Origin of the sequence: Candidatus Sulfotelmatobacter sp., assembly GCA_036500765.1 — a bacterium.
Lineage (GTDB): Bacteria > Acidobacteriota > Terriglobia > Terriglobales > Acidobacteriaceae > Sulfotelmatobacter.
The window spans coordinates 1-26,648 of the sequence record DASYBM010000008.1 but is presented as its reverse complement, the minus strand read 5'-3'; the positions used below and the strand labels follow the sequence as shown (position 1 = coordinate 26,648).

Below are 26,648 nucleotides of genomic sequence, written 5' to 3'. Positions count from 1 at the left end.
CTTTAGGGCCGCGTCATGCGTTAAAAGCGATGCGGGGCTTTAGCCCTGGCCGTCCGGCCGCTAGGCGCTACTCATACCGCAGCGCCTCCACCGGGTCCAGCTTCGACGCCCGCAGCGCCGGCACCAATCCGCTGACCACGCCCACCACCAGCAACACCGCGCCCGATAAAAATACCGTCATCAGCGAAATCTTCAGATGAATATCGCCCTGCCCGGAATCGTCCTCGAACAACGGTCCCATCATCGGCAACGTCCCCACCGACCAGGCGATCACGTACGACAACAACACGCCGATCGCGCCGCCGATCAGCATGATCAGCAGCGTCTCCGCCAAAAACTGCAGCTTGATGTGACGCTTGCGCGCCCCCAGCGCACGCCTGAGTCCAATCTCGCGAATGCGCTCGTCCACCGATACGAGCATGATGTTCATCACGCCGACCCCGCCGATCCCCAAAGTCAGCGTGCCAATAAAAGTCAGCAGCACCTGCAGCCCGATCGTCAGCGCATCGATCACCGGCCGAAATTCGTCGCGCCCAAACATCTGGAACGCTTTCGGATCGGTCGGCGAAAAATTCTGCCGTGTCGCCACCGCCGCCAGAACCTGCGCCATAGCTTTCTTTTCAAATTGCGGCGCGATCGGCTCAAACACCATCACCGCCGCATAGCGGGTGTTCCACAAATCGCCCGCCGACGAATAAGGAATCCACGATGATTCGTCGTCGCTGGAAAAATAATTGCTGAGCTGAATCTTCCGCGCCATCACGCCAATCACTGTGAAGCGTACGCCCGCGACCTGCACCGTCTCACCCACCGCCGGCCGCCCGCTGAATAATTCTTCCTTTAACCGTCCGCCCAGAAAAATCACCCGCCGCCGTTCCATCTCATCCTCGGCGTCAATCCATCGCCCTTCCGACGGCACCTCGTTCCGCATCTCGCCGTATTCCGGACAAACTCCTCGCACCGGCGCCGTCCCGACCATGCGGTCGCCATAAGCAATTCCCGGCCGCCGCACTGTTTCCAGGCAAACATGCTTCACGAGCGGTGCCGTCTGCTTCACCATGTCGAGATCGGCCTGTTCCAGCACAACTTTTTTTCCCGCCCGCTGCCCGCCCGGCTGCTCGCTCGTCTGCTGTGGCCAGCAGATCACCGCGCCCTTGCCGAACGCGTCGAACCCATGCACCAGCACGCTGCGAAAGCTGTTGCCATACGCAATCAGCAGCGTCACCGTCGCGATCCCCCACACGACCCCCAGCATGGTAAGAAAGCTGCGGGTAACATTCCGCTTCAGCGCGACCCAGGCCTCGAGAATGATTTCAATCAGCATGAAAGAGAATCGAGTAATTGTGAAATTGAGTAATTGGGGAATTGAAAACTCGATGTCCGGTGTTTTCAATTACTCAATTACCAAATTACAAAATTACACAATGATCCCTATCCTCCCGCCTCATATCGCAACGCCTCAATCGGATCAATCGACGCCGCCTTCCGCGCCGGATACAGCGCCGCTCCTACCGCAATCGCTCCCAGCAGCCCAGCCGCAACCAGCCCCGACGTCCAACTCGGAATCAGCCCGGCAAAAAAGTCCGGCATCGGCAACATATTCACGAGCGCGCAAAATCCGAACGCCACGCCCAGCCCAATCCCGCCGCTCAGCAGCGCAATGATCAGCGCCTCAATAAAAAACTGCCGCAGGATCGTGCCCGCCGGAGCGCCAATCGCTTTCCGCACGCCAATCTCCCGCGTCCGCTCCCGCACCGCCACCAGCATCACGTTCATCACACCGATTCCGCCCAGCAGCAGCGTCACAATCCCGACTGCGCCCAGAAAAAATTTCATCCCATCCGTCATCGTCTTGAACGCCTGCGCCTCCTGCACCGTATCCCAGATCGGACACGCCTCCTTATCGCGCGGATCGTAGCGATGCATCCGTGCCAGCGCCGCGCGCACTTCATGCTTGCAAGCCTCATGCTGCCCCACCGATTTCGGCGTCACCAGCAATTGATCGAACGTCGTGTCGGTCCCGGGAGGCTTATCCGGAAAATCGCGTCGCATCGCGGCAAACGGCACGAAAACTTTATTCACATCCCAGCCGTCATAGCTGGAATCCTGCTTCTTCTTCGCCATCACGCCAATCACGTTATACGGAAAATCATTCAGATAAATCGTATCGCCCACCGGATTGCGCCCGGGGAACAACTGCTTGGCGGCATCCGACCCCAGAAATGCCACCCGCCTGCCCTCGCGCATATCATCCCAGTCATAGAACCTTCCCGCGCCCACATCGAGGCTGCGAATATAACCAAACGGTGGGTGCGATCCTGTCACCGTGAACGCCGCATTATTGAAATTAGAGTGCACGCGCACCGTGTCCTGCTCCAGCTCCGGAATCGCATACTCGCAATCGGGAGACTCCGCCTGCACTACCGGCACATCCTGGTCCTCCCAGTGAACCACGCGCCCAGCATGGGTTCCACCCGCCTGTAGGCTGGTGCGGCCATGAAACACGATCATCACGTCCTTGCCCAGGTTCCGCGCCTGCGCTTCCTGACCCTTCCGCAACCCCTCGCCCGCCGCCACCATCAGCACAATCGAAACAATCCCCCATGCAATTCCGAACATGGTCAAAAAAGCCCGCAATTTATGCGCCCACAAGGTTCGAAGCACATCGAAAATAAGATCCCGAACGGTCATAACACTAAGTTGGACGCAGCCCGAAAGAGAAGGTAATCCCCAAGCCTCTTGTAGTTAATACGAAAGCGAGCATCTTTTTGTTGCAGAGAATTCGTGGAGGGCAGGCGCCTCGCCCGTCCCCCAAAGCGAAGCGCGGTAGTTCTTACCTTGCACTTGTTTGCGTGGGGACGGACGCATTCGTCCGTCCGCCGAGCGAAGCTCGGCGATGCTCTGACTTCAGATCTTCACGGCCGCCGCTCCCACATCGGAAAACCACCGGTCAAACGCCCGCAAAGCCATCTCACACTGCACCCGATGCCGCTCCTTCCGGTCGCGAATCTTCCTCTCCAGCGCCGGCAGCAAATCAAACGTGATATTCGCCGGCTGAAAATTCTTCGCATCTGCATGCGTCACATAATGCGTCAGCGATCCAAACGCCGAAGCCCGCGGCGCAGGCCCGATTTCGACGTCCGAAGCCAACGCCGAAGCATGCATCCCAGCCAACAATCCGGTGGCAATCGACTCCACATATCCCTCCACCCCGCAAATCTGCCCGGCAAAGAAAACCCGAGGATGCACCTTCATCTGCAGCGTCTCGCGCAACAGCGTCGGCGAATTGATGTACGTATTGCGATGAATCTGCCCATAGCGCAGAAACCGCGCATTCTCCAAACCCGGAATCAGCCGCAGCACCCGCGCCTGCTCGCCAAACTTCAAATGATTCTGAAATCCCACCAGGTTGTATGAATCCGCCCGCAGATTTTCCTGCCGCAACTGCACCACCGCATACGGCATCCTGCCTGTCCGCGGATTAATCAATCCCACCGGCTTCATCGGACCAAAGCGCAGCGTATCCCGTCCGCGCCGCGCAATCTCCTCAATCGGCAGACAGCTCTCAAAATAATTCAACTTCTCCCAATCCCGCTCCTCCACCGATTGCGCCGCCAGCAGCGCATCGTAAAACACTCCATATTCCTCCGCCGTCATCGGACAGTTAATGTAATCCGCCGACCCCTTGTCATAGCGCGCCGCCAAATATACGCGCCCCATATCAATCGAGTCCGCCTCCACAATCGGACTAATCGAATCGTAGAAGTAAAGATGCGCACTCTCTTGCGGGTGCGGAACCAGCTGCTGTGGATCGGGATTATCTGGAGCCGGGTGCCCCATTTCTCGCGCGCTCTCTGCGCGCGAAGTGGGGTCTTGCGGTCCTCGGCTCAGCCGCCCAATCTCCGCCGCCAGCACCTCCGAAGTCAGTGGCCCAGTAGCAATAATCGTGATCTCCCCCGCCTCTTCAATCGCGGTAACTTCCTCCCGCCGAACCGTGATCCGCCGCTCGCGCCCGATCGCCTCCGTCACCCGCGCCGCAAACGCCACCCGATCCACTGCCAACGCATGCCCCGCCGGCACCGCGCACGCTCGCGCAATCTCCAGCAGGAGCGATCCTGCCCGCCGCATCTCCTCTTTCAGCAGCCACGGAGCTGTGTTCTCACTATCCGACTTCAGCGAATTCGAGCACACCAGCTCCGCAAAATCCGCCGTCTGATGCGCCGGCGTCGTCCGTACCGGCCGCATCTCCAACAACTCCACCTCGAGCCCGCGCCGCGCACACTGCCACGCCGCCTCCGACCCCGCCAGTCCGGCCCCGATAATGCGAATCTTGTTCCTCATGGAATCACTATTGAAATGTCGACGAACCGCGGGTGCCCCATTTCTCGCCTCCTTTGCGAGAAGTGGGGACTTTCGCCGAACTTTCACGGCGAGTGAACCCACCCGTTCCTCTCCAGTATTTCGACGACGTCCGGCAATTGAGATGACCCTTGTCAGCCCCTGCGCCCTGGCTCGGAAAAAGACAAATTCGCAAACAGACAAATAGCATGGCTACCGTCTTCGTCCGTTTTTTCAGATACTATTTCTAGTGTAATTCCACGCAGATCAAGGCCAGAATGTGTCGGAATGTTTTAGGGAGAACTCAGTGCAGAACCGGCGTCGCGTCGGTGCCCACGCACACCCAGTTCCCGCGCTTGAACAGCCAGGTATCGACAAAACGTTCGCGCCGAGTATACGACTTGCCGTTCTCCACGCCTTTCACCTTCATCACTCCGGTCGCGATAGCCACATTCCCATAAACATTTACTTTGAATGATTCCGGAGGCACTTGTTGCTGCTGGGCACTGGGTTCAGGAGCAGCCGTCTTCACGCTCGCCAGAAATTCCGACTTGGTTTGCACCGAGCCGTCATCGTTTACCAGCACGATCGCATCGTCCAGAATGGAATCCAGCGCTCTCGTGTCGCCCGACTTGTACGCCTGATTCCATAACTGCTCCAGCGCGACGATCTTCGACTTCGCGGCCGCCTCGCTCTCGCTTTGCGCCGCAGCGCAGGCCGCAATACAGATGCAGCCTAAGATGACGAAAGTGGCGCTCCGTTTCATGCTCTTGCCTCGGGGTGAAGCTAGCAATAACTGCACTCTAACGGCACGCCTGCGAGGGGACAAGTGTTTGTTTCTATTCCGCGGGCCGGCCGAATTCCGCAACCGCGTGGCGGGTGCGAAAAGCGCCCCTTTTACTGCACCATCGGCGTGTCCTCGGCCGCGACGCAGATCCACGATCCATCCTTGTACACCCATGTGTTGAGAAAACGACCGCGCCGCAGGATCAGCTTGCCATTCTTGAATTCGCTCGATCGGTAGACTCCGGTCACGATCGCAGTATCCCCGAACACCTGCACGCTCATCGACTCCGTCACCACCTTCTCCAGACGCATGGCTCTCACGCTCAAAAGAAAATCCGCTTTCGTCAACAACGTGCCGTCCTGGGTGATATACACCAGCGCGTTGTCGAATAGGGAATCCAGTCCTTTCAGGTCGTTGGACTCGACCGCCCGGTCCCAGGCATGTTCGAGGGCCAGGATTTTGCTTCGGGTTGCCGCTTCGTCAATGACTTGCGCCCGCAGCGGGGTCACCGCCGTCCCGACAAACATCATCCACATGAACAGTGCCGCATGGGTTTTCATGTGGGGTACATCGGCAATCGATCTTTCCCGCTTGAATGCGACTTCGTGGCATTGGGGCAGTTTCGCTTGTTTTCGCCGCCCTATCCTTCCGAGCGAAACTCGAAGGGATCCCTGCCCCCCGATGCGGGACGTGGAGCTGAAAGGTTCACCATTACCGATGTTTCGTCTGCGGATGCTCAGGGCATTTTGCTTCTGCCCTTCGATGATATCTTTAGTAAATAAAAGTGGATGAATCGTCATCTCTAAACCGCTCGGCAGCGTCAAATGGACATTCTCAAAAAGCTATTCGAGCAGCGCTTCCACTCGCCAGTTGAGCACGTCCAGCCGCTGCAAGGGCAACTGGGCGGCTCGGGGCGGCAAATCGTACGTCTGGCCACCGGCAAAGTCAGCGCCATCGGCATTCTCTACGACGTGCGCGAAGAGAATGCGGCCTTTCTCGAATTCTCCCGGCATTTTCGCAAGCACTCTTTGCCCGTGCCGGAAATCTACGCCGCAGATTTGGATCGCGGCGCTTATCTCGAAGAAGATCTCGGCAGCACTACGCTTTTTGAATTTTTGTCGAAACATCGCCAGGGCGGACAAATTGCCGTCCCCGCGGTTGACGCCTATCGCAAAGTCATCGGCATCCTGCCGCGTTTTCAAATCGAGGCCGGACGCGACCTGAACTACAAAGTATGCTATCCGCGCGGAAGTTTCGACCGGCAGTCGATCGCATGGGACCTGAATTATTTTAAATACTATTTTCTTCGCTTGGCGGGCGTTCCGTTCAGCGAGCAGGCGCTCGAAGACGACTTCGACAACCTCACCAGCTTCCTGTTGAGCGCGGAGCGGGATTATTTTCTCTATCGCGATTTCCAGTCGCGCAACATCATGCTCCGCGATGGTCAACCGTTTTTTCTCGACTATCAGGGCGGACGCAAGGGCGCGCTGCAATATGACGTCGCTTCCCTCCTTTACGACGCCAAGGCCGATCTGCCGCCGGATCTGCGCCAACAGCTTCTGGATCATTATCTAGACGTGCTGCCCGGCTACGCCGGGGGGAATCACGATTTAACCCGCGCAGCCTTCATGCGGCACTATTACGCTTACGTCTACATCCGCATCATGCAGGCGCTGGGAGCCTACGGATTCCGCGGATTTTACGAACGCAAAGTTCACTTCTTGCAGAGCGTGCCGTACGCGCTGAAAAATCTGCGCTGGCTGCTGCATCATGTAAACCTGCCTATCGCCCTGCCGACGCTCATGGACGCTTTTCACAGCATGCTCGCCTCGGAGAAGCTGCAAGGCCTCGCCTCGGATGCGGATAATCTAGTCGTGCGCATTGTCAGTTTTTCCTTTCATCGCGGCCTGCCGAAAGACGAAAGCGGGAACGGCGGCGGATTCATTTTCGATGGACGCAGCCTGCCCAATCCTGGACGCGAAGAGCGCTTCAAGGTGCTCACGGGCCGCGACGCGCCGGTGATCGACTATCTGAACCAGCAGGAAAGCGTGCATCAGTTTCTGGCCAGCGTGATGTCGCTGGTGGATGCCAGCGTGAATAACTATCGGCAACGCAGCTTCAAACATTTGATGGTTTCATTTGGATGCACCGGCGGCCAGCATCGCTCCGTGTACCTCGCCGAACAAGTCGCGAAGCGGTTGCGCGCGCGTAGCGGCGTTGCCGTTGTCGTGCAGCACCGCGAGCTGGAAAGAATGGAATCCGAAGCTGCTGCCGCCGGGAAATCGATTCCGGCGAAATCCCCGCAATGACAATAATGACAACGACAATGAGGATGAGAGCGATGGTTCTGGCCGCCGGCCTGGGGACGCGCCTGCGTCCCCTCACCGACGATCGTCCCAAAGCCCTGGTGGAAGTGGCCGGTCATACCATGCTTGAAATCACGATCCGCCGTCTGCGCACCTTCGGCATTTCCGAAGTCATCGTCAACGTGCATCACTTCGCCGACATGGTGGCTGAGTATCTGAAGAAGAACAATAACTTCGGCATGCGGATTGAAATCTCGCGCGAAGAAACCTTGCTCGATACCGGTGGCGGCCTCAAGCAGGCGGCGTGGTTTTTTCTGGAGAATTCCACCCATTCGAATGAGCCGATCGTTGTGCACAACGTAGATGTCGTCAGCACCATCGACCTGAACCGCATGCTGCAAGCTCATCGAGAGAAGCGCGCGCTCGCTACGCTGGCCGTGCAGGAACGCAAAAGCTCACGCTATCTTCTGTTCGACGGGCATCGCCAACTGTGCGGCCGCCGTACAGACGATAACGCCGCCGAATTAGCCGGAAATCCGCATGAGATGCAGGCGCTCGCCTTCTCCGGCGTGCACGTAATTTCTTCGAGCCTTCTCTCCCGAATCACCGAGGACGGGGCGTTCTCAATTATCAATTCTTACCTGCGCCTGGCACGAGAAGGAGAAAAGATTCTGGCCTTTCGCGCCGACGACTATTATTGGCGCGATCTGGGCCGGCCCGAAAGCGTGGCGCAAGCTGCCAAGGATGTGCAGCAAGGGCTGGTTGAGATTTAGCCGTACATCACACGTCGCCCGGAACCAAACCGCGTCCAACGTCATCCAATCCGGCCAGGAGAGTGACGCAATGTATCACGTCCGCCAGGAGAACCTGCCCTTTGTTGGTAGTTCGCACGAGTTTATCGGAGCTGAGCAGGGCAACGCTGCTGTTTCGGTGTTCCTGTTCCACGGAAAACCCGGATCGGGGCCGGGGCCGCACCGCCATCCCTATGACGAAATCCAGTTCATTCGTGAAGGCCGCGGAGTGTGGACCGTAAACGGCCAAACCTTCGAGGGCGGCGCGGGAGACATCTTCGTCATCAAGGCTGGCGAGATCCACAGCTTCAAAGCGGTCGGCGATTCACCGCTGGTGCAATTCGATATTCACCTCAGTCCCCGCTTCATCCAGGAAAATCTCTAGAACGCTGGCTCACATCGTGGTCCGAAACCGCCCTCGGCAATACGGAAGCGCTTTTCTCGCGAACTGCCGTCGCGGACTTTCCGCTTGCACCCCATCCCCGCCTTCGATACCATCACTGCACCTCTTGACACAGGCATGATTTGATACAGGAATGATTTGAGACAGCGATGAACAACTGCTATTTGCATCGATTTCGTGTCGTACTGTTGAGAGCGGGATTTTTTCCCCTCTCTCCGGTGTGGAGGGAACCAGCGAGCTGAGAAACGCGAAATCTTGACGGCTCCCGAATCCCGCCCCGCCAGAAATGCTGGCCCGGTGGGTTTTGCTTTTAGGGAATCACGTAGGGCCGGACGCATTCGTCCGGCCCCGCAGAGTGCAATGAAGGACAAGATTTATGACCACCAAGAATATGACCGGCGCCAGCATCCTCTGGGAGTGCCTGGAACGCGAAGGCGTGACCACGGTTTTCGGCTATCCCGGCGGAGCCATTCTTCCCGCCTACGACGCGCTCAAGGGCAGCAAGATCCATCACATCCTGGTGCGCCATGAGCAAGGCGCGACCCATATGGCTGACGGCTACGCGCGCGCCAGCGGCAAAGTCGGAGTCGCCGTCGCCACTTCCGGCCCGGGCGCAACCAACATGGTCACGGGAATCGCCACCGCCATGCTTGATTCATCGCCTATCGTCTGCATTACTGGACAAGTCGGCAGCAAGTTGATCGGCTCCGACGCCTTCCAGGAAACAGATATCACCGGCGTAACGCTTCCGATCACCAAGCACAACTATCTGGTAACGCATGCGAGCGAAGTGGCGCGTACCGTTCGCGAAGCTTTTTATGTGGCTCGCTCCGGCAGGCCCGGCCCTGTGCTGATCGACATCACCAAAGATGCGCAGCAGACCACCGCCGAATTCGACTGGGATGCCGCCAAGCCGCAACTGCCGGGATATCGCCCCGACCTGTCGCCCGAAAAGAAGGAGTATGAACAGGCCCTCGAGTTAATTCACAACTCCAAGCGCCCCGTAATTCTAGCCGGTCATGGCATCATCATTTCCGGAGCGATGAATGAGGTTCGCGACTTTGCCGAGCGTACCGGCATTCCTGTAGCACTAACGCTGCTCGGGTTGGGAGCGTTCCCGGCCTCGCATCCGCTGAACCTCGGCATGATGGGCATGCACGGCGAGGCTTGGGTCAACCATACGATTCAGGAAGCCGACTTGCTTCTCGCCTTCGGCATGCGCTTCGACGATCGCGTCACCGGCAATTTGAAAACCTACGCCTCGAACGCGAAAAAGATTCACATCGAGATCGACCCGGCGGAAATAAATAAAAACGTCAAAGTGGATGTCCCCCTGGTCGGCGATCTTCGCGAAGTTCTGCATGAGTTGCTGCCGCACGTCGAATCCATCGACCGCAGCGAGTGGCTCGATTCCATCGACAAATTAAAGGGCGACGCGGCCGTGCGCGACATCCAGAACCTTCCCGACAGCGGACATCTCTACGCCGCGCACGTGATCAACGATCTGTGGCGCGAGACCCGCGACGTAGAAACCGTCGTAGTCACCGACGTCGGCCAGCACCAGATGTGGGAAGCGCAATACTACAAGCACGAAAAAGCGCGCAGTCTGATCACCTCCGGCGGCCTGGGAACGATGGGCTTCGCCTTACCCGCCGCCATCGGCGCCAAGGTCGCGCGGCCGGAAGCCGAAGTGTGGGTCGTGGTGGGCGATGGCGGCTTCCAGATGACGTTGTGCGAACTCGCGACCATTGTCCAGGAAAAGTTGAAAGTGAACATCGCCATCATCAACAACGGCTTCCTAGGCATGGTGCGCCAGTGGCAGGAATTTTTCTACGAGCGCAACTACGCCGCGACGCCGCTCCTGAATCCGGATTTCGCAAAGCTAGGCGAAGCGTACGGCATCAAGAGCATGACCGTGAGCGGGCGCTCGCAGGTCGTGCCTTCGGTGCATCAGGCGCAGCAGCACGATGGCCCGGTGCTCATCAACTTCCGCGTCGAGCAGGAAGACACGGTCTATCCCATGGTCGCGGCAGGAGCATCGCTGCACGAAATGATCCGCCGCCCCAGCAAAATAGTGGAAACCGCAGGGGACGAATAAACGAGACTGAAAGGAGATAGCCGACGACCGAAGACCGAAGGCCGACGACCGAAGACCGACGACTAACGACCAACGGCTAACGACTGACGACTAACGACTAACGACCGCCATGCTAAACACTTACGTAGTCTACGTAGAAAATAAACCAGGCGTCCTGACCCGCGTGGCCTCGCTGTTTCGCCGTCGCGCTTTCAATATCGATTCGCTCACAGTTGGCCGCACCGAGAAGCCCGAAGTCTCGCGCATGACCATCACCGTCGACGCCGACCACGATCAGGCGCGCCGCATCGAGGCCAATCTCTACAAGCTCGTCAACGTGCTGCTCGTGGAAAACATCACCAACCAGCCGGCGATCATCCGCGACCTGGCGATGATCAAAGTCGCGGCCACGCACGATGCGCGCTCGCACGTGCTGGAACTGGCCAGCGTCTTTCGCGCCCGCGTCGTCGACGTAGCCCCCGACTCGCTGACCATCGAAATCACCGGAGCCGAAGACAAAATCGACGGCCTGCTCGAAGTCCTGCGTCCCTACGGCGTTCTCGAGATGGTCCGCACCGGAATCGTAGCCATGCGCCGCGGCAAGTCCTCGACCACCGCCGCCACGACGAGCACAGGCGCAGACGTAACCGAAGAAGACGTTTCGCACTCCGTGTGAGTTTCCCACCTCTCTGGCACGGTATGCTAGCCGCGTCGTCGGGAAGCTCTGAACTCGAAGCAGCGCTTGAACTTACTCGCCGCGAGCCGATTGTCCGCTCGCAAACCATCCGGAAACCTGCGACCAAAGTCACCCAGGCAGGTTACTGAAGTTTGCGCCGTGGCAACCTAAATCATTGTTTCTAAACACGTTAGCTGGTACCTTCCAGAGTGGCTGGCTGTCCCTCGGGCCAGCGTGTGTTTACTCGCATGATGACTGGCGTCACCAGCGCTCCCATAGCTCTGCCCGCGCACTCGCGCTCGTGGAGATCTCTGTCTCTACCGGCCAAGCTGTTCATCAGTGTCGTAGTGATCGCCGGACTGGCCACGCTGATTCTCGGCGGCGTTCACCAGACCAGTAAGAACATCGCGGAGTTCATCTGCTACCTGTGCATCGCCATCCTGGCCTCGCGGCTCAAGGTGAATCTGCCCGGCATCACGGGCACGCTGTCGGTAAATTTTCTTTTCATCCTCATCGGCATCCTGGAACTCAGCTATAGCGAGACGCTGATTCTGGGCGCCGTCTCGATGCTGGCCCAATGCCTTTATCCCGAGCGCCCCAAAGCGATTCAGGTGACGTTCAATGTGTGCGCGGGCTCGCTTTCAACGGCGCTGGCCTACGTCGTCTATCACCATCCTCTGACAAACCGGCTTCTGCCGAATCATCCACTCTTGCTGGTGCTGGCCGCGATCGTTTATTTCATCGCCAACGCCGGCTCCATCGCGACAGTCATCTCGCTGACCGAGCGCCGGCCGCTCATCCGAATTCTGGTGGACTGTTATTTCTGGTCGTTCCCCTACTATCTGGTCGGAGCTGGAATCGCCGGCTCGGTGGCCTGGCTGAATCACACCTTCAACTGGGAAACCTCGCTGCTGCTGGTGCCCGCCGTTTACGTCATCTACCGCTCGTATCGCCTTTATCTCGGCAAACTGGAAGACGAGAAGCGCCACGTCGAGGACATGGCAAACCTGCATCTGCGGACGATCGAAGCCCTGGCCATGGCCATCGAAGCCAAAGACCACACTACGCACGAGCACCTCCAGCGCGTCCGCGTCTACGCCATTGAAGTGGCCAAGGAGTTGGGCGTGACCGGCCCTGAACTCGAGGCGCTCCACGCGGCCGCTCTGCTGCACGACATTGGAAAGCTGGCGGTACCCGAGCACATCATCTCAAAGCCGGGCCGCCTCACGCCGGAAGAATTCGAGAAGATGAAAATTCACACGCTCGTCGGCGCCGAGATTCTTGAGCGCGTGCGCTTCCCGTATCCGGTGGTGCCGATCGTCCGCGCTCACCACGAAAAGTGGGACGGCTCCGGCTACCCCATGGGACTAAAGGGCGCGGAAATCCCTATCGGCGCCCGCATCCTTTCGGCCGTAGATTATCTCGACGCTCTGGCTTCAGACCGGCAATACCGCCGCGCTCTGCCCATGCGCGAAGTCATACAGAAACTCGCGGCCGAATCCGGAAAGTCGTTTGATCCGCGTGTGGTCGACGTTCTGCAAAAACGCTATCAATATCTGGAGCGGTTGGCTGTAGCCAAATCGGCGCAGGATCCCAACGGCCCGCTCTCCACTTCGATCAAGATCGAGCGCGGGCACGAACCGGCAGCGGGATTTGAGAACGCCACCAATGTCCCGGATTACGCGGGAGGTGAAACGACTTTCCTATCCTCCATCGCCGCCGCCAGGCAAGAAGCGCAATCGCTCTTCGAACTAAGCCAGGACCTCGGCGCATCGCTCAGCCTGACCGAGACGCTCTCGGTCTTCTCGGTGAAACTCAAGCCCATGGTTCCCTATGACGCGATCGCGATCTACATCAAACGCGACGCCGAACTCATTCCCGAGTACGTAAACGGCGACAACTATCGCCTCTTTTCCTCGCTGCGAATCCCCATCGGCGACGGCCTCTCGGGCTGGGTGGCGCACAACCGCAAGCCGATCATCAACGGCAACCCGTCGGTCGAACCGGGATACCTGAACGATCCTTCAAAATTCAGCACGCTCCGTTCGGCGCTGGCCGTGCCCCTGGAGGGCATCGCCGGAGTCATCGGCGTGCTCGCGCTGTATCGCGCCGACCGTGACGCCTTCTCCACCGACCATCTGCGTATTCTGCTCGCGGTCAGCGGCAAGATGGCCTTGTCGATCGAGAACGCTCTCAAGTATCAGCAGGCGGAAAGCTCCGCCACCACCGACTACCTTACCGGCCTGCCCAACGCGCGTTCGCTCTTTCTGCAACTGGATCGTGACCTCGCCCGCTGCAAGCGCGACGACTCCACGCTGACCGTAATGGTCTCCGACATGGACGGCTTCAAGCAGATCAACGACCGCTTCGGCCATCTGGAGGGCAACCGCGTATTACGTCTGTTCGCCCAGGCCCTCAAAGATAGCTGCCGCGAATATGACTACGTCGCCCGCATGGGCGGAGACGAATTCGTCGTGATCGCGCCCGGGCTCACCCCCGAGGCCGCGAGTAAAAAAGCGGAGCAAATGCGCGCCTTGGCCCGCCAGGCGGGAAGCGAAGTCTGCGGCGAAGATATTCTCTCGCTCAGTGTCGGGCGCGCGCTGTATCCCGAAGACGGCAAAGACGCCGAGCAACTGCTCACTCAAGCCGACCGCCGCATGTACCTTGAAAAACAGAAAGAGCTTTCCTATAAAGACCGCCGTTCCCATCCCCGCCTGAAGTGCCGGGTCACTATCGAAATGCAAACCGAAGCTGGAAAAACTCCTGTATTCGCCAATGTCACCGACCTCAGCATGGGAGGCTGTTTCGTGGAAACCAGCACCATCCTTCCGCCGGGCAGCAAAATCAAGCTGGGATTCTCCATGGACGACGCTGGTTTGTCGGCGGAAGGTGTGGTGCTGCGACTGGATCCAGGTTCCGGCATTGCCGTCCAGTTCCGCGAAGTGAATCGCGAAGGCCGCGAACGCATGTTCAAAATTCTCGAGTTCGTCCAGAAAACAACCACATACTTCAACAACCGCTACATCGACAGCCTGACCAAGAAAATCTAATGAACAACAGTGTGATCTCAGGAATGGATCGCTGTTGTCATCCAACTTGATTGTCATCCTGAACGGAGCCGTTGTTCAGGCGAAGTGAAGGATCTCCGCGCAAATGGCCTCGTTGGGAATTAGTCTCAGCCCGGCATCGTTCCTGCGCGCGCCTTACTTTCCCGCGGACGCGGCCATGCTCTTGAAGGCGGCTTGAGCGCGGTAGCTGCGGCCGCCGTTGATCTTGAATTGCGAAACCAGACGGCGCAGTTGTTCCGCCATCTCCAGGAGTTCGTTGGCAGCCTGCTGCGACTCCTGCGCACTACCAGAGGTGCTTTGAGCCCCGTGCGCCACGCCCTCGATGTTGCGCGTGATCTCCTCCGATCCTTTGGCCGCATCGGCCACGTTCCGCGTCATCTCGGTAGTGGTCGCGCTCTGCTCTTCAACGGCCGTTGCAATCGTCGCCGATATGTCATTGACCATGCCGATGACGGTGGTGATCGAGCCGATCGCCTCCACCGCACCCTTGGTATCGGTTTGAATGGCGGTAATTTTGCGACTGATGTCCTCCGTCGCTTTGGCCGTCTGCTTGGCCAACTCTTTTACCTCGTTGGCTACCACCGCGAAACCTTTTCCCGCCTCGCCTGCGCGCGCCGCTTCGATGGTGGCATTGAGCGCCAGCAGGTTGGTTTGCTGCGCGATCGAGGTGATGACTTTAATCACTTCCCCAATCTCCGCGCTGGAGGCGCCCAGTTTTCCCACCGTGGAATTAGCGGCCTCCGCAGTCTGCATGGCGCCGGAAGCCACCGTAGCCGCTTCATGCGCATTGGCGGCGATCGACTGGATGGTCGATGTCATTTCCGTGGCGCCATGCGACAGACTCTTCAGATTCTGGCTCACCTGCTGGGTCGCCTCGGACACTATATTGGCTTGAGCTGACGTTCCCTCCGAGTTAGCCGATATCTGCTGGCTGCTCGTGGAGAGTTGTTGGCTGGCCGAAGCCACGTGCTGGGCATTCTCCGCGATAGCGAGGATCATGCTTCTCAGGCTGTGGTTCACTTTGTTGATGGCCTTGGTCAGCTCTCCCAGTTCGTCTTCGCCAGGCACTTCCAGATCGATCTGGCTCAGGTCGCCCGCCGCAATGGCCTCCGCCTGGTTCACCAGCGATTGCGTCGTCCGGGAAATGCGACGGCCCAGATGGAGCGCCATCCCGATACCAACGATGAGCGCGACCAGTTCGCATATGGCCATGATCCAGGTCAGCTTGTAGTAGCTGAGCGCCGTGCTCAAGACCATCAACCCGAGCACCGCCCCAAAACCCAAACCAAGTTTCTTGCCGAGTGTAAATCGCATGGTTTTGCCTCCGGCGAGTGCGCCCCAGCCCATTCACCGACATAGGTTCCTCATCGGCAGCGTGGCCAAAGGGCTTCAACCGGTGGCGGCAGTTCCAATTTCGTGGATGGCAGTTCCGCTTCCGCTAGAGGTGGTCATTCACCGGGCTGTCGCCCGCGTCGGGTACCTGGCAGGCTTTCCCGGTGTCGAGTAAATGCAGCAGCCGGTGATCCAGTTTGTGCACCCCAAGAATCATCGCGCGCACCGCGCCGCGCAGCGTTTCCGGGGGAGCTTCGAAGGTCGAGTGGTCGACTTCAATCACATCCCCGATCTCATCCACCAGCAGGCTGACGGCGCCATCCGGCGTGCGCACGACCACGTTCATGGGCAGTTCACCCTCGCAACGTTTCTCCAGCGCCAGCCTGTGCCGCAGATCGATGGCGAGCACGATCTGTCCCCGCAGGTTGATCATGCCTACCACGGCCGGAGGCGCCAGCGGCACCGGCGTTATCGGCTGATACCGGATCACTTCCTGCACCTCGGGCACGGGCACTCCGAATAAATATCCGTTCAGCAGGAAGGTGCAGAACTGTAACGTGCAGAACGGTTGCGACAATGTGTAGACAGGTTGCAACGCCAATGCAATCGCTCCTATATTCCGCCCGCCTGCGAATCAAGTCCATCCAGTAATCCGGGAACAGCGGCGCGCACGATCGCGGGCAGGTCCAGCAGATCGGTCACGTGGCGCTGAGTCACGAACGAGCCCACAATTCCAGCGCGCGGAGTGAGCGACTCAACCATGGCCCGCTCTTCCACGATGTCGATGATGCGATCCACGATCAGGCCGACCGTATGTTTGCCCTCCGAATAAACCACAACCTGAATGGAACGATCCGGCTCCTGCATCTCCGCCTCGCTCGAACTGGGGAAGATCTGGGACAGGCGCACCAGCGGTACGATCTGTCCGCGATACTGCATCACTTCCTGAGCGGCGGCGAGTTCCACCACCGACTTGGGAAATTCCTCGAGCCGCGCTACCATCGAAAGTGGAATCGCTACCCTCCCCTCGATTCCATTCCCGGCCAGCAACAGAGCATGTTCTTCGCGGAAGGCTTGGGCGGCGGCTCCGCAGCGCCCTTCATCATGACCGAATTCCTGTCCTTCGGCGATCACCCGCGCCTTCTGCGCCAGTCCCGGCACATCGAGAATTAACGCGACTCGCCCGTCCCCCATAATGGTCGCGCCCGCGTATGCGCTGATGCCCTTGAGTTGCTTGCCCAGCGGCTTGACCACGATTTCCTCGGTGTCGGTAATTTCGTCCACGATCAGGCCGAACTGCTGCTCCTCCGCCTGTAACACGACGATGTTGATGGCGGCGGGAGAACTGGCTTCTTGCTCGCCCTGGCCAATTCCGAGTTCCCGATCCAGATACACCAGCGGCAATAAACGTCCCCGCAGCCGGTACACCGGCGCGCCATGAACTAGTTCGATTTTTGTTTCCCGCTCCTCCGCGTCCAGCCGCACCAGTTCCGACAAGCTGACTTGCGGAATGGCGAACCGTTCGCCGCCGCAAGTCACGATCAGCGCTGGAATAATGGCCAGGGTCAGCGGAATTTTCACCCGCACGGAAGTGCCCCGCCCCGGAGTCGACTGAATGTCGACCGTGCCGCCGATTTTCTCGACGTTCGTTTTCACCACATCCATGCCCACTCCGCGACCAGACACGTTGCTGACTTTTTCGGCGGTCGAGAATCCGGGAAGGAAAATCAGATTGAAAACGTCCCGCTCGGCCATGCCCGAGACCTGCGCCGAAGCCTGCGCCGAAGCCTGCGCCGAAGTCTGGTTCGACGCGGCTGGCTTCGGAATGAGTCCGCGCTCGATGGCCTTCTGCCGGATGCGGTCCACATCGAGACCGGCGCCGTCGTCGCTGATCTCGATATTGACCTGCCCGCCCTCGTGAAACGCCCGCAACTTGAGCAGACCAGCGGCGTCCTTACCCGCGCGCCGGCGCACCGCCGCGCATTCCACGCCGTGATCCACGGAATTGCGCACCAGGTGCGTCAGAGGATCCTTGATCGCTTCAATGATGGTTCGGTCCAGTTCCGTGTCCTGCCCCTCCATTTCGAGCCGGACTTCCTTGCCGCAACTGAGCGCAAGATCGCGAACCGTGCGCGGAAACTTGTTCCAGATATTGCCAATCGGCTGCATGCGGGTCTTCATCACTTCCCCCTGCAACTCCGTGGCGATCAGATTCATCCGCTGGGCGACCGCCTGAAATCCGGCATCCTGCGAACGGCCGGAGAGTTGCAGCAACTGGTTCCGCGCCAGCACCAGCTCGCCCACCAGATTCATCAGCCGGTCGAGCAGCGTAACTGCAACGCGGATGGTTTCGACCGAAGACTCAGGATTGCCGGACTCAGGATTGCGCGACTCAGAATTGCCGGACTCAGGATTGCCGGGCTCAGGATTGCGGCTTTCCGGCGCTTGCTGCCCCGACACAGCGGGTTCCACCACGACCGGTGCAATCGGTCCCCGCGCCGCGATTTGGCCAGGCCGCTCCGTCGACTCTTGAGGACCAAGCCTGCAATCGGGCTCCCCCGCCGGAAGGATGCGAATCTCACCCGAGTTGTCGCCGGCAGTCACGCGGGCTGCGTCCGCTTCGGGCATTGCTCCAACAGCCTGCTCGACTTGCAAGCGTCCCAGTGCTGCGATCAGTGGCGCATAATTTTCCTCGCCGTCATGGCCCGAATCCTGAATAGCGGCTAGCATTTGCCGCACTCCGTCGACCATGGCCAGCAAACCACTGGTGACTTTCGCATTCAGCCCGATTTCGCCGTCGCGCAGCCGTGACAACAGGTTCTCGCCCGCGTGCGTCAGCTTTTCCAGCCGGGTAAAGCCCAGAAAACCGCACGTCCCCTTAATGGTATGAATCGTCCGGAAGACGCTGTCTAACAATTCCTTGGACGAGGGCTCGCTCTCCAGTTTCACCAGTTCCTGATCCAGTCGGTCCAGGTTCTCGCCGCTCTCGATAAGAAAATCCTTAACGATCTCGTCCATAGAGTCTCTGCTCCACATCGGCTGCCTGCGGAAACAACTTAAGCGTGCGACGCCTCCAGCCTCCTTCGGACGTTGCGGAATACGACGGCCCGCCTTCCCTTGAAGCCCGTCTTCAGCACCCTTACACTGGAAGCATGCACGGGCACAGTCATGGCACAGGTGGCGCGACCACGACCCGAGTTCTGAAGACCTCGCTGGGTGTGACCCTGGCCTACATCGTGCTGCTGGTCGTGGCCGGCATCCGCGCCCATTCCCTGGCGCTGCTCTCCGAAGCCGGTCATAATCTTTCCGACTTTCTGGCCCTGCTGCTCTCGCTGGTTGCGGTCTATTTTCAGGCGCGTCCGGCCAGCGCCACCAAGACCTATGGATATCATCGCGCCGGCGTGCTCGCTGCGCTGGTCAACGCTACCTCGCTGGTCGCGGTTTCCTTCTTCATCTTCTACGAAGCCTTCCGGCGCGTGCAGCATCCCCAACCCGTGCAGGCCACCGTCATGATGTGGGTTGCAGCCGCCGGCGTAGTGATGAATGGCGCAATCGCGCTCCTGCTTTATCGCTCGGCTCGAAGCGGAGCCTCCAGCGGTGACGTCAACATTCGCAGCGCTTTGCTGCATGAAGTCGGCGACACACTATCAACCGCCGCCGTCATCGCCGGCGGCTGGGCGATTTTAGCCACCGGGCAATATTGGATCGATTCTGCTCTCTCCTTCGGTATCGGCGTCCTGATCCTCTGGTCGGGCTTTGGCATCGTGCGCGAGACGCTCAACATCCTGCTCGAAGGCACGCCCCGCGGCATGCAACTGGATAAAATCGCAGCCTCGATCTGTTCGGTCGAAGGCGTCAATGACGTTCACGACCTGCACGTCTGGAGCATCGGCTCGGAATCCCACGCGCTCTCCTGCCACGTATCGATCGCTGACATTCCACCGTCGGTCAGCGAGCGCATTCTGCGCGACGTGAAAGAACGCCTCACTCACGATTTCCGCATCGTCCACACCACCATCCAGTTCGAGCACGCCGTCTGCGAAGTGGCCCACGGTTGCGTGATCCCGGTAAGCGAGAGCCAGGAGCACCACCATAGCCATTAACGAACAGCCTGTCCAAATTCAGCGCAAGGCATTAAAATGCCGTGGGCGCGTGCTTTCGACTTTACCGGCGCAATCAACATTGAAGGTGCCGCATACTGCGTTCTTTGCGAAGAGTGGGAACCCGTGCCGCCTGCCGCGCCGGTTTTGACTTTGCCGAAATCCGATCGTTACAAGAAAGCTCAAATGCTCAAGCACATCCCCATCCCAGCCGATAGTCGTTTTATGAAGCTGATGTATCCCTATGCCTTGGGCTTAATCTTCGCCGCTTTAATCCCGGTCGCCCCGCTTGCCGCCCAGGACAAATCGGATGCCGCAGTGTCCAAAATCATCGCCCTCGAGAAGGCCTGGAATCAGGCCTATAAGTTTCGCGATAAGAAAGCGCTGACTGAAATCCTGCACGACTCGATCGTTCTCGTGAATGACGATGGCAGTCTTCAATCCCGTTCGGGATTTCTCGCGAGCATCGACGCCTCGGCCCCATCCGACGAACAACAAGCCGAGCCTGAATCGATTTCCGTCTATGTGTTCGGCGACGTCGCCGTCGCCACCGGAGTCTTTCGCAGAAGGGAAGTCAAGAACGGCAAGTCTTACGTTGAGCGCGATCGTTTCGTCGATACCTGGGTCAGCCGGGGCGGTTCTTGGGTATGCGTCGCCGCGTCGGCAACGTCTATGTCTCATTGATTATTGATTGGCAGTGGTGAAGTTTGGCTTTCCGGACTGCGGTGTCATCCTGAGTGCAGCCGTTTTTCAGGCGGAGCGAAGAGCCTGCCCTGAGCGAAGTCGAAGGGATCTCACGCTCAACGGGCGCGGCGCGAAAGCCAAGATGTCGACTAGATGGTTGAAAGTTACTGATTCTCGAAAATTTCCCGCGCCCGCTCCAGCGTGTCCGCCTCTTCCGCCGATTTATCCGGACGCAGCCGCACAATCCTCGGGAACCGCAGCGCGTATCCGCTCTCGTGCCGGTCGGACTTCATCATATTGTTGAACGCCACTTCCAGCACGATCTTCGGCTCGACTACGAGCCTGAATCCCTGATCTTCAACAGCGTGCTCCAGAAACCACTGCGTCATCTCGGCGATCTCGGCGTCGGTCAAACCAGAATAGGCCTTGCCGATGTTCACGAGCTTGGCTTCACTCGAGTCTGCCCTTCTGTCCCAGACCGCAAACGTATAGTCGCTGAGCACGCCGATGCGCTTGCCGTGCCCATACTCGACCGCGGTCACAACCACATCGAGCGTCGCCAGTTCCCGCTTCATCTTCAGCCACGCCTTGCCGCGCTTGCCGGGAGAATAGACCGAGTCGAGATCCTTGATCATCAACCCTTCATTCCCGCGCTCCTGCGCCGCGGCGAAAAGCACTTCTAGTTCGTCAGGCGATGCCGCGCGGAAAACGGGTGCTCGAATAACCTGAGCCGCGAACTTCGATCCTCCCTTCTCGAAGCCGAGCAACCCCTGTGATCCTCTGTGCCCTCTGTGGTTAAGGGTTTTGCGTTCAGCCAGCAATACATCCAAAATCCCTGCCCGCTCCCGCAGCGGACGATCCATCACCAACTCCCCGCCCGCATAAAGCACATCGAATGCCAGGAACGCCACCGGAATCTCCCGCAGCAATTCCTCGCTGACTTTCTTTCTTCCCAGCCTCTGTTGAAGGAAAGTAAATGGCCGCGCCCGGCCCAGCTTCATCGCATCCATTTCCATCGCATTCGGGTTCATCGCCTTCCGCTCGCCGGCGTCGGAAACCGCGCCATCCACTATTTCCCGCGCATCCGAAAGATGTTCGGGATATTCCCAGGCAACGATCTCTCCGTCGAGAATCGCATCCTGCCGCAGCCCAGCCAGCGCCTCCGGCAACTCGGGGAACGACTCCGTGATTTCATCCCGCGTGCGCGAAAAAATTTTCACCTCGCCCTCCGCCACATGCGCCTGCGCGCGAATGCCGTCATACTTATCTTCAACCGCCGCTTCCGCAAAATAATTCAGCCCTTCTTCCGCCGACTCAATCGGACTGGCCAGCATGAATCCCAGCGGATGGAACATCCGCATCTTCGCTTCGCCCAGCCTGCCCTGCGCCGCCAACCGCACCGTCTCCCCGAGATCGCCCAGCAGCATATTGGCACGCTGCACTTCTGCCAACGTGCCCCCGTAAGCTCGCGCAATCGCCTCCTCAACCAGGCTCTCTTTCAGCCCGATCCGCAGATCGCCGGTCATGATCTTCACGACGTACTTCGCTTCGAGCGGCGTAGCCCGCGAAAGCAGATCGCGAACCATCACCGCCTTCGCTGCCGGACCCCGTGCCGCCGCAATCTCACGAAACATGCGCTCTACTGCTAACAAATCGAGGCCTTGACCCTCGCGCGGGAAAAGCATCTCTCCCGCGACCGCTCCCAAGTCGCCATGCTTCCGATAAGCCGCCGTCAGCACGCCCTCGTCTTTTCCCGACAACTTCTCGACGATCCGCCACAGCGCTCGCCCGCCAACTTGCAGCGTAGTCTCTTCCCACGCCGGAAACGCGCGCCCCGAAAGAAACACCGCCGACACCGCCGCCTCCTCGATCGTGCGAGACTTCAAATAATCCGCTACGATCCCAGTCTTCAGCAGCTTCTTCGTAGTCCCGGCAATCGCCTCGCAGGTAGTCGCGAACTTCAGCATGCATCTCCGTAGCGCCGGCGTCCCGCCGGCTGTAGCGGGGGCGACTCGCCCACGCGCTGTGCGCCCCCATTAACTATTGCGGCTTCTTGAACTTAGCCAGCCCACATCGCAATCTTAAACGGCCCAGGCCTGTGATACCCTAGAACCTGCGTCGTGTCTTTTGCCAGCAGCATCCAATACCAGGAGCATCCAACAGTCGTGCGTAAGCTAGCCAATTACTTGCGATTCCTCGCCGCCGTGCAACTTCTGCCCGCCCTTGAGAGCGGAGAAGAAACCCTGGTCGGCGGACAAGCCGTGCTCGAAGGCGTTATGATGCGCTCGCCGCACGCCTGGGCGATCGCCTGCCGCAAACCTTCCGGCGAAGTCGTCACCATGAGCGAGCCGCTGGAGCGCCCCTCGGAAAAACATAAGTGGATGGCCTGGCCCATCCTACGCGGCGTAATGACCCTCGGCTACGCCATGAATCTCGGCTACCGCGCCCTCCGCTTCTCCGCCAACGTAGCCATCGAAGACATCATGCAGGAAGAAGACTCTCATGTGGCAACGACGGACCATGTGGGGACGGACCACGTGGGGACGGACGCATTCGTCCGTCCCGCCGAGCGAAGCAAGGCGGAACCTTCCCAACTGCCGGCAGCAAAATCCTCGGCACCGACCAACTCCCGCGAAAAAGCCGCCACCGTCAGCAACTGGCTGGCGATGGGCAATCTCCTCATCTCCCTCGCCTTCTTCATCTTCATGTACAAATATCTTCCCCTGCTGGCGGCGACGGAGCTAAAAAAGATCGACCCCGCCCTGGGCGGCAGAATTATTTTCAACCTGATCGACGGCGGCATCCGCCTCGTTCTCTTCCTGTTCTTCATCTGGGGCGTATCTCTCTGGAAAGATATTCGACGCGTCTACGAATATCACGGCGCCGAACACAAAACCGTTTTCGCCTTCGAAAACGGTGACCCGCTCACGACAACAGAAGTGCAGAAATATTCCACGTACCATCCCCGCTGCGGCACCAGCTTTCTCATGACCGTGATGCTGATCTCGATCGCCTTCTACATGCTGATCCCGTGGACCACGTTCTGGGCTCGCTTCGCGTCGCGCATCGCGCTGCTCCCCATCATCGCCGGAGTCTCCTACGAGATCATCCGCTTCGCCGCCAAACACCGCGGATCGCTCTTCGCCCTGATGACCGCCCCCGGCCTGTGGCTCCAGCGCATCACCACCAAACCGCCCTCGGACGAAATGGCCCAATGCGCCATCACCGCCCTCGACCAGGCCATGTTGCTGGAAAAAGAGCGCGGCGGCGAGTTGGTGATTGCCTAGGGGTCGTCGGTCGTCAGCCTTCGGTCGTCGGCTAACCCCTACACGCTGATGGGACCAGATTGGAACCACTGCAAAATATTTCTTCGATTCGGCGATCGGCGGATTGTTATATGACGTAACGTTTTTACTCGGAGGAAACCGATGAGCGCATCTTTCCGAGAATTGAGAGTCTGGCAACAAGCCATGGAACTGGCCGTAGTTGTTTATCAGGGAACAGAAGCATTCCCAAAACACGAGCTTTATGGACTAGCCAGCCAAATGCGTCGAGCCGCAGTTTCGGTGCCGAGCAATATCGCCGAAGGCAAGGGACACCGGTCCGATAAGGAGTTCAGTCGGTTTCTGTTTCACGCGCGTGGATCGCTGATGGAGCTTGAAACGCAAATCCTGCTGGCCGGCAAGCTACAATACTTATCGCCGGAGCAGTCGCACAGTTTACAGAGCGCCGCAACTCAAGTCGCCAAGAGTTTGGCCGGCCTCCTGAACGCACTCTCAGAGGCGGCATGACACTTTTTGCTGACGACCGAAGACCGACGACCGAAGACGTTTTCCCATGTTTGAGAGACTCGATCAAATCGAAGCCCGTTACGAAGAGCTGACCCAGGCTCTCGCCTCGCCCGACATCGTCAACGATTCGGCGCGCTACCAGAAGACTGCCAAGGCCCATGCGGAAATCGCGCCCATTGTCGAAAAATATCGCGAATACAAAGACCTGACCAAAGGGATCGCCGACAGCAAGGCCATGCTGGCCGACGAAAAAGATCCCGAGATGCGCGCCTATGCGCAGGACGAACTCACGCAACTCGAAGCCCGCGTCGGCACCGTTGAAGCGGATTTGAAAGTGCTGCTGCTGCCCAAAGATCCCAACGACGAAAAAAATATCATCCTCGAAATCCGCGCTGGCACCGGCGGAGACGAAGCCACCCTCTTCGCCGCCGAAATCTTCCGCATGTACACGCGCTACGCCGAGACGCAGCGCTGGAAGGTCGAAGTGCTGTCATCTTCCGAATCGTCTGCCGGCGGCCTGAAAGAAGTCATCGCCATCATCGAAGGCAACCGCGTCTTCTCTCAGCTCAAATACGAAAGCGGCGTACACCGCGTGCAGCGCGTACCCGCGACCGAGCAGCAGGGGCGCGTCCACACTTCGGCGGTCACCGTCGCCGTGCTGCCGGAAGCCGAAGACGTCGACATCAAGATCGAAGCCAAAGATCTGCGCATCGACACCTTCTGCTCCTCCGGCCCCGGCGGCCAGTCGGTGAACACGACCTACTCGGCGGTGCGCATCACGCACATCCCGACCGGCACCGTGGTGAGCTGTCAGGACGAGAAGTCGCAGATCAAGAACCGCGAGAAGGGCATGCGCGTGCTGCGTGCGCGCCTTTACGAAGTCGAGCAGGAGAAGCAGCAGGCTGCGCTCGCGCAGGAGCGCAAGCAGCAGGTCGGCTCCGGAGACCGGTCAGAGAAGATCCGCACCTATAACTTCCCGCAGAACCGCCTGACCGATCACCGCATCGGCCTGACTCTGCACCAGCTCGCCGAGATCATGGAGGGCAGGCTGCAACCGGTGATCGATGCGGTTGTCGCGCACTTCCAGGCGGAGCGGCTGAAGGCGGAGACGGCCAACATCGCCTAATGCAACGGGTCGTGTCATCCTGAGCGAAGCGAAGGACCTGTAGTGCCAGCGATCTATATTTTGGAAACAACGGTCCATGGGCAAGACGCTACCGACGATGGGTAAACTTACGGCCATCTGCCTCGCAACATTTCTCGCTACGACCGCACACGCACAGCCTGCGCCTGCCCCGCTGTCGTATGACTGCTACCGCACAAAAACGCCGATCCGCATCGATGGCAAGCTGGACGACGCGGCGTGGAAGAAGGCGAAGTGGACCTCCAATTTCGTCGACATCGAAGATGCCAAGAAGCCCGGGGATGCCCAGAAGCCCACGCCGCGTTTCCGCACGCGCGCAAAGATGCTGTGGGATGACCACTATCTCTACATCGCCGCGGAGTTAGAGGAGCCAAACGTCACCGCCACGCTGACGAAACATGATTCCGTCATCTTCAAAGACAACGACTTCGAAGTCTTCATCAAACCGCTGCCGGAGACGGAGAGCTACTACGAATTCGAGATGAACGCGCTCAATACCGGCTGGGACCTCTTTCTGCCGAAGCCATACAGCGAGGGCGGCAAGCCCGACAACAGTTGGGACATCGCCGGACTGAAGACCGAGGTCGCCGTTCAAGGCACGCTGAACAATCCCGGCGATACCGACCGCGGCTGGACACTCGAGATAGCCTATCCTCTGACCGCCTTCAACTCCCGCCAGCCAGTCCCCGTGCCGCAGCCCGGCACCGTGTGGCGCATCAACTTCAGCCGCGTGGAGTGGACGCCCGGCAATCCGAAGGAAGACAACTGGGTGTGGTCGCCGCAGGGCGTCATCAACATGCACGTGCCGGAGCGTTGGGGTTATCTGCACTTCCGCTAGTGCTTGAGGCCCACTCCTCCCTGGCGATGCGGCTGCCTGAGGTGTAAGTCTTTGGGTTCATCGTTTGTAACTCAATCCCTCGCGCGCGATGGCTGGCAATCGAGTTCCGCATCGAGAGGCTTTCCTCAGTCATCATTAGGTGCATGGCCATCACAGCGAATACGGCACTCGCGAACCCGATCTGGCAGGCCGCGACCACGCGCCAGCAGCATCTTGCGTATGGCGAGGGCCCCGTCCGCCGCTTCTACACCGAGGTGGTGCCGCTTGCGGCGTTTGAAAACCACTCGCCGGAAGCAATCGCTGCACTGACCGC

General features: G+C 59.1%; 21 protein-coding genes. 12 read left to right on the top strand and 9 right to left on the bottom strand.

Translation table 11 applies throughout. The annotated features are described in order from the left end of the window. Nucleotides 1-67 precede the first annotated feature (67 nt). From VGM18_11930 to VGM18_11910, 5 genes are all read right to left on the bottom strand, one after another. Nucleotides 68-1,324 (bottom strand): ABC transporter permease, encoded by a 1,257-nt coding sequence (locus tag VGM18_11930; protein ID HEY3973707.1) that lies wholly within the window; start codon nt 1,322-1,324, stop codon nt 68-70. A gap of 107 nt (nt 1,325-1,431) precedes the next feature. Beyond that, nucleotides 1,432-2,619 carry an ABC transporter permease gene (locus VGM18_11925; GenBank protein HEY3973706.1) on the bottom strand — a complete coding sequence of 396 codons (1,188 nt, stop codon included), beginning with the start codon at nt 2,617-2,619 and terminating at the stop codon, nt 1,432-1,434. A 288-nt stretch (nt 2,620-2,907) separates the two neighbouring features. Next, the gene (trmFO, locus tag VGM18_11920; GenBank protein ID HEY3973705.1) at nt 2,908-4,341 is read right to left on the bottom strand and encodes a methylenetetrahydrofolate--tRNA-(uracil(54)-C(5))-methyltransferase (FADH(2)-oxidizing) TrmFO; all 1,434 of its coding nucleotides are present in this window, start codon (nt 4,339-4,341) and stop codon (nt 2,908-2,910) included. Between the two features lie 301 nt (nt 4,342-4,642). After that, the gene (locus VGM18_11915; protein ID HEY3973704.1) at nt 4,643-5,104 is read right to left on the bottom strand and encodes a nuclear transport factor 2 family protein; all 462 of its coding nucleotides are present in this window, start codon (nt 5,102-5,104) and stop codon (nt 4,643-4,645) included. A gap of 131 nt (nt 5,105-5,235) precedes the next feature. Further along, entirely contained in the window at nt 5,236-5,685 is a 450-nt protein-coding gene (locus tag VGM18_11910) for a nuclear transport factor 2 family protein (protein ID HEY3973703.1), read from the bottom strand. Nucleotides 5,686-5,949: 264 nt separating this feature from the next. Between VGM18_11910 and VGM18_11905 the strand changes: the two genes are divergently transcribed. The 6 genes from VGM18_11905 to VGM18_11880 all read left to right on the top strand — a co-directional run bounded on the left by VGM18_11905 (nt 5,950) and on the right by VGM18_11880 (nt 14,428). Next, nucleotides 5,950-7,434, top strand: a complete 1,485-nt coding sequence (locus VGM18_11905; GenBank protein ID HEY3973702.1) for an RNase adapter RapZ — start codon at nt 5,950-5,952, stop codon at nt 7,432-7,434. A 23-nt stretch (nt 7,435-7,457) separates the two neighbouring features. Beyond that, complete coding sequence (locus VGM18_11900) at nt 7,458-8,204, top strand: nucleotidyltransferase family protein (GenBank protein ID HEY3973701.1); 747 nt, start codon at nt 7,458-7,460, stop codon at nt 8,202-8,204. Nucleotides 8,205-8,274: 70 nt separating this feature from the next. Beyond that, entirely contained in the window at nt 8,275-8,607 is a 333-nt protein-coding gene (locus VGM18_11895) for a cupin domain-containing protein (GenBank protein HEY3973700.1), read from the top strand. A gap of 394 nt (nt 8,608-9,001) precedes the next feature. Further along, nucleotides 9,002-10,723: a biosynthetic-type acetolactate synthase large subunit gene (ilvB, locus tag VGM18_11890; GenBank protein HEY3973699.1), complete on the top strand. Its 1,722-nt coding sequence runs from the start codon at nt 9,002-9,004 to the stop codon at nt 10,721-10,723. Between the two features lie 109 nt (nt 10,724-10,832). After that, the gene (gene ilvN / locus VGM18_11885) at nt 10,833-11,378 is read left to right on the top strand and encodes an acetolactate synthase small subunit (protein HEY3973698.1); all 546 of its coding nucleotides are present in this window, start codon (nt 10,833-10,835) and stop codon (nt 11,376-11,378) included. 209 nt (nt 11,379-11,587) lie between these two features. Further along, a complete protein-coding gene (locus VGM18_11880) occupies nt 11,588-14,428 on the top strand; it encodes an HD domain-containing phosphohydrolase (GenBank protein ID HEY3973697.1) in 2,841 nt (946 codons plus the stop codon). A gap of 153 nt (nt 14,429-14,581) precedes the next feature. Here the strand turns inward: VGM18_11880 and VGM18_11875 are convergent, their stop codons facing one another. From VGM18_11875 to VGM18_11865, 3 genes are all read right to left on the bottom strand, one after another. Continuing rightward, nucleotides 14,582-15,760, bottom strand: a complete 1,179-nt coding sequence (locus VGM18_11875) for a methyl-accepting chemotaxis protein (GenBank protein ID HEY3973696.1) — start codon at nt 15,758-15,760, stop codon at nt 14,582-14,584. Between the two features lie 124 nt (nt 15,761-15,884). Then, a complete protein-coding gene (locus tag VGM18_11870) occupies nt 15,885-16,379 on the bottom strand; it encodes a chemotaxis protein CheW (GenBank protein HEY3973695.1) in 495 nt (164 codons plus the stop codon). An 11-nt stretch (nt 16,380-16,390) separates the two neighbouring features. Continuing rightward, nucleotides 16,391-18,796, bottom strand: coding sequence for a chemotaxis protein CheA (locus VGM18_11865; GenBank protein ID HEY3973694.1), 2,406 nt, complete (start codon nt 18,794-18,796; stop codon nt 16,391-16,393). A gap of 134 nt (nt 18,797-18,930) precedes the next feature. Here VGM18_11865 and VGM18_11860 point away from each other — a divergent pair, with 134 nt between their 5' ends. Both VGM18_11860 and VGM18_11855 read left to right on the top strand, forming a co-directional pair. Further along, entirely contained in the window at nt 18,931-19,881 is a 951-nt protein-coding gene (locus VGM18_11860) for a cation diffusion facilitator family transporter (protein HEY3973693.1), read from the top strand. A 36-nt stretch (nt 19,882-19,917) separates the two neighbouring features. Continuing rightward, a complete protein-coding gene (locus VGM18_11855; protein ID HEY3973692.1) occupies nt 19,918-20,562 on the top strand; it encodes a nuclear transport factor 2 family protein in 645 nt (214 codons plus the stop codon). Nucleotides 20,563-20,726: 164 nt separating this feature from the next. Here VGM18_11855 and VGM18_11850 read toward each other — a convergent pair whose 3' ends face one another. Beyond that, the gene (locus VGM18_11850) at nt 20,727-22,529 is read right to left on the bottom strand and encodes an ATP-dependent DNA ligase (protein HEY3973691.1); all 1,803 of its coding nucleotides are present in this window, start codon (nt 22,527-22,529) and stop codon (nt 20,727-20,729) included. A 198-nt stretch (nt 22,530-22,727) separates the two neighbouring features. Here VGM18_11850 and VGM18_11845 point away from each other — a divergent pair, with 198 nt between their 5' ends. From VGM18_11845 to VGM18_11830, 4 genes are all read left to right on the top strand, one after another. After that, complete coding sequence (locus tag VGM18_11845; GenBank protein HEY3973690.1) at nt 22,728-23,849, top strand: DUF1385 domain-containing protein; 1,122 nt, start codon at nt 22,728-22,730, stop codon at nt 23,847-23,849. Nucleotides 23,850-23,990: 141 nt separating this feature from the next. Then, complete coding sequence (locus VGM18_11840) at nt 23,991-24,353, top strand: four helix bundle protein (protein ID HEY3973689.1); 363 nt, start codon at nt 23,991-23,993, stop codon at nt 24,351-24,353. A 46-nt stretch (nt 24,354-24,399) separates the two neighbouring features. Next, a complete protein-coding gene (gene prfA, locus VGM18_11835) occupies nt 24,400-25,479 on the top strand; it encodes a peptide chain release factor 1 (GenBank protein HEY3973688.1) in 1,080 nt (359 codons plus the stop codon). 76 nt (nt 25,480-25,555) lie between these two features. Beyond that, nucleotides 25,556-26,335: a carbohydrate-binding family 9-like protein gene (locus tag VGM18_11830; protein HEY3973687.1), complete on the top strand. Its 780-nt coding sequence runs from the start codon at nt 25,556-25,558 to the stop codon at nt 26,333-26,335. The last annotated feature ends 313 nt before the right edge of the window (nt 26,336-26,648 follow it).

Excerpts from the sequence above, each read along its gene's own strand:
- VGM18_11930 (HEY3973707.1), bottom strand. The coding sequence starts at position 1,324 with ATGCTGATTGAAATCATTCTCGAGGCCTGGGTCGCGCTGAAGCGGAAT.
- VGM18_11925 (HEY3973706.1), bottom strand. The coding sequence starts at position 2,619 with ATGTTCGGAATTGCATGGGGGATTGTTTCGATTGTGCTGATGGTGGCG.
- trmFO (HEY3973705.1), bottom strand. The coding sequence starts at position 4,341 with ATGAGGAACAAGATTCGCATTATCGGGGCCGGACTGGCGGGGTCGGAG.
- VGM18_11915 (HEY3973704.1), bottom strand. The coding sequence starts at position 5,104 with ATGAAACGGAGCGCCACTTTCGTCATCTTAGGCTGCATCTGTATTGCG.
- VGM18_11910 (HEY3973703.1), bottom strand. The coding sequence starts at position 5,685 with ATGAAAACCCATGCGGCACTGTTCATGTGGATGATGTTTGTCGGGACG.
- VGM18_11905 (HEY3973702.1), top strand. The coding sequence starts at position 5,950 with ATGGACATTCTCAAAAAGCTATTCGAGCAGCGCTTCCACTCGCCAGTT.
- VGM18_11900 (HEY3973701.1), top strand. The coding sequence starts at position 7,458 with ATGAGAGCGATGGTTCTGGCCGCCGGCCTGGGGACGCGCCTGCGTCCC.
- VGM18_11895 (HEY3973700.1), top strand. The coding sequence starts at position 8,275 with ATGTATCACGTCCGCCAGGAGAACCTGCCCTTTGTTGGTAGTTCGCAC.
- ilvB (HEY3973699.1), top strand. The coding sequence starts at position 9,002 with ATGACCACCAAGAATATGACCGGCGCCAGCATCCTCTGGGAGTGCCTG.
- ilvN (HEY3973698.1), top strand. The coding sequence starts at position 10,833 with ATGCTAAACACTTACGTAGTCTACGTAGAAAATAAACCAGGCGTCCTG.
- VGM18_11875 (HEY3973696.1), bottom strand. The coding sequence starts at position 15,760 with ATGCGATTTACACTCGGCAAGAAACTTGGTTTGGGTTTTGGGGCGGTG.
- VGM18_11865 (HEY3973694.1), bottom strand. The coding sequence starts at position 18,796 with ATGGACGAGATCGTTAAGGATTTTCTTATCGAGAGCGGCGAGAACCTG.
- VGM18_11860 (HEY3973693.1), top strand. The coding sequence starts at position 18,931 with ATGCACGGGCACAGTCATGGCACAGGTGGCGCGACCACGACCCGAGTT.
- VGM18_11855 (HEY3973692.1), top strand. The coding sequence starts at position 19,918 with ATGCCGTGGGCGCGTGCTTTCGACTTTACCGGCGCAATCAACATTGAA.
- VGM18_11850 (HEY3973691.1), bottom strand. The coding sequence starts at position 22,529 with ATGCTGAAGTTCGCGACTACCTGCGAGGCGATTGCCGGGACTACGAAG.
- VGM18_11840 (HEY3973689.1), top strand. The coding sequence starts at position 23,991 with ATGAGCGCATCTTTCCGAGAATTGAGAGTCTGGCAACAAGCCATGGAA.
- prfA (HEY3973688.1), top strand. The coding sequence starts at position 24,400 with ATGTTTGAGAGACTCGATCAAATCGAAGCCCGTTACGAAGAGCTGACC.
- VGM18_11830 (HEY3973687.1), top strand. The coding sequence starts at position 25,556 with ATGGGCAAGACGCTACCGACGATGGGTAAACTTACGGCCATCTGCCTC.